At 64.1% G+C, this 2,586-nt stretch carries 4 protein-coding genes; all 4 read right to left on the reverse strand.

Going from position 1 to position 2,586, the window contains the following annotated elements; translation table 11 throughout:
* Positions 1–9 precede the first annotated feature (9 nt).
* The gene (locus tag RT662_RS04485; RefSeq protein ID WP_313669502.1) at positions 10–711 is read right to left on the reverse strand and encodes a PEPxxWA-CTERM sorting domain-containing protein; all 702 of its coding nucleotides are present in this window, start codon (positions 709–711) and stop codon (positions 10–12) included.
* A gap of 167 nt (positions 712–878) precedes the next feature.
* Positions 879–1,823: a sterol desaturase family protein gene (locus tag RT662_RS04490; RefSeq protein ID WP_313669503.1), complete on the reverse strand. Its 945-nt coding sequence runs from the start codon at positions 1,821–1,823 to the stop codon at positions 879–881.
* On the reverse strand, positions 1,805–2,188 hold the full coding sequence (locus RT662_RS04495; protein WP_313669504.1) for a hypothetical protein: 384 nt from the start codon (positions 2,186–2,188) through the stop codon (positions 1,805–1,807). The genes RT662_RS04490 and RT662_RS04495 overlap by 19 nt, the downstream gene beginning before the upstream one ends.
* A partial coding sequence (locus tag RT662_RS04500; protein WP_313669505.1) for a TIGR01244 family sulfur transferase occupies positions 2,188–2,586 on the reverse strand: 399 nt, incomplete at its 5' end. The genes RT662_RS04500 and RT662_RS04495, both read right to left, overlap by 1 nt.

Genomic DNA, 2,586 nt, shown 5'->3' on the forward strand with positions numbered 1-2,586 from the left:
CCGGCGGCGTCAGGCTGCGACGGCCTTGTCGCGACGGGCCGAGCGGCGCTGCACGACGCCGACAATGCCGAAGCCGGCAACCAGCATCAGCCACGTGCCCGGTTCCGGAACGACGGCGGCCCCATCGCCATTGAGACGAATGCGGGGCAACACGAAGTTGCCGGTGTTATAGCCCGAGAACCCATCGATATTGGTTAAACCGGTCTGGCTGTAGGGTTCGGCACCAGACTGGTTGTAGAAGAAGTTCTGATTCGAATTGCTGCTGAAGAAGAACGCCACGTTATAGGCGCTGCCGGCGTCGAGGTTGAGGCTGGCGAAGCTGAAATCAATCCATTCCAGGCCCGACGTTAGAACCAGCGCCGAGCCCGAACGCAGGATGGTGCCGGGACCGACGCTGCCAGTGATCGCCGACGCCAGCTCAACCGTATAGCTCAGCGTGACTTCGGACAGATCCTGGAAGATGCCCACGCTGTCGAGCGTGAAGTTCGCGGTCGGCACAAACACCACGCCGCGGCCCCCGCTGTAGCCATCGTTGTTGTTGGTCGAAAAGACCTGTCCGGTCGGATCGCTGGGCGGGATGAAGGTGACGGTTGCCGCCTGGGCGGCGCCAGCTGCGGTGATGAGCGCGCCAGCGGCGGCGATGAGAAGATTGCGGACCATGTTGCTCTCTTTCTGTTTTGGCCCTCGGTCAAACGGGGCAAAATGATGCAAGCAAAGAGCATGCCACGCTGGTAAATCAATATTAACCACTGAAAATACGAGAAAATCTCGCGTTTCTGTCCCCCGCCAATCCGCCACTGTAAAGAAATCTGACACTCGCTCACGGATCGCTGCAGCCGGCGAATTGACGGGACAGGATCGGCGCGGGTTTCGACCGATCATTCAGCCGGAACGGCAGCAGGCGGCGGCGATGCGGGCGGTGCAGTTTCGGCCTGCCACTGTGCGCGCAAAGCATCGGCGGTTTCGCCCGACAGTGCGCCCGGCGGGCCGAAGGCCGCCACAAGGGCCGTTTTCAAACTGCGGGCGCGGGCCACATCGCGGGCGATGCCCACCCATTCGTGCACCGCCACCCACAAGGGGTTGAAGGTTCCCAGGTTGCGGATGATGCCATAGCGCGGCGGTTCATCGGCGCGTTCGGCTTCGAAGGTGCCGAACAATTTGTCCCACACGATGAACACGCCGGCATAATTGCGATCAAGATAGCGCGGATTGGTGCCGTGGTGGACGCGGTGGTGCGAAGGCGTGTTCATCACCGCTTCGAACCAGCGCGGCATTTTCCCGATCACTTCGGTGTGAATCCAGAACTGGTAGATCAGGTTGAGCCCGCCGCAGAAGGCCACCAGCTCCAGCGGAAATCCGATGAAGAACAGCGGCAGCTTGATGATGAAGGTCAGCCCGAACAGCCCGGTCCACGTCTGCCGGAGTGCGGTCGAGAGATTATAGTGCTGCGAGCTATGGTGGATGACATGCGCCGCCCAGGCCCAGCGGATGCGGTGGCCGGCGCGGTGGATCCAGTAATAGGCCAGATCATCGACCAAGAAACACAGCGCAAAGCTCCACCATGCCACCGGGATATCGAACAGCCGATGCTGCCACAGCCACAGCGCAAGGCCAGTGACACTGCCGGCCAGCAGCGCGCCGCTGATGGTGTTGCCCAGGCCCATGGCCAGGCTGGTGCCGGTGTCGCGCCAATCATAATCGCCGCGCCAGCCCATGCGCACCGCCACCAGTTCGATGATGATGCTGAGCACGAACACCGGGATGGCAATGGCCACCGGATCGGTGCTGAGGATGGCTTGCCAGCTCACAGCCGGTTCGCCCACGTCAGCGCCGCCGGCTCACCGAGATCCAGGCTGGTTTCGGGGAACATCGCTTCATCGGGGCGCACGCGCAGCAGGCCGCCGGCACGGGCCACGATGGGCGCCTGCAGCGGCCGCACCACGAACCTGTCTCCCAGCGGGCGCACCAGCGCGACGCGGCCATCGTGCGCCGCCACCAGCGCGCCGCTGCCATCGCGGCTGACCGCGGTTTCAGCGGCGCGAAAGCCCGGCAGCGCCTCCGCCACCAACCGCGCTGCCAGCGCTGCATCGGCAATCTGCGGCCGGCGCGCAAAACCAAACAGTCGCGCCAGCACGACCAGAGCCACCACGCCGAGGACGGAGAATGCCAGCATGCCCAAACGGTCCATCAGCGCGGCGCCAATTGCTTCAGCAAGGGCAACAGCCCGGCAACATTGTAGCCGCCCTCACCCGCCGCCGCGATGATTTCGGCGGGATCGCCGCCCTGTTTTGCCGCCGCCAGCGCCCACAGATTGCAACTGCGCGTGCCTGAACGGCAGAAGGCCAGCACCGGCCCATGGTTCAAGGCGCTCACCATCGCTTCGACCTGATCGAGATTGAAGCCGGTATGATCGATGGGAATGGCGACATACGCCAGCCCCGCCGCGTGCGCCGCTGCTTCGATGTCCGCGCCCGGCGGCTGATCCAGGCTCTCACCATCGGGCCGGTTGTTGACGATGGTGCGGAAACCCTGTGCGGCGGCAAGCGCCACATCATCGGAAGCGATTTGCGGCGCGACGGAGACGCC

The sequence above is a fragment of the Sandarakinorhabdus sp. genome, from assembly GCF_032115815.1.
In the GTDB taxonomy this organism is placed as follows: Bacteria; Pseudomonadota; Alphaproteobacteria; order Sphingomonadales; family Sphingomonadaceae; genus Sandarakinorhabdus.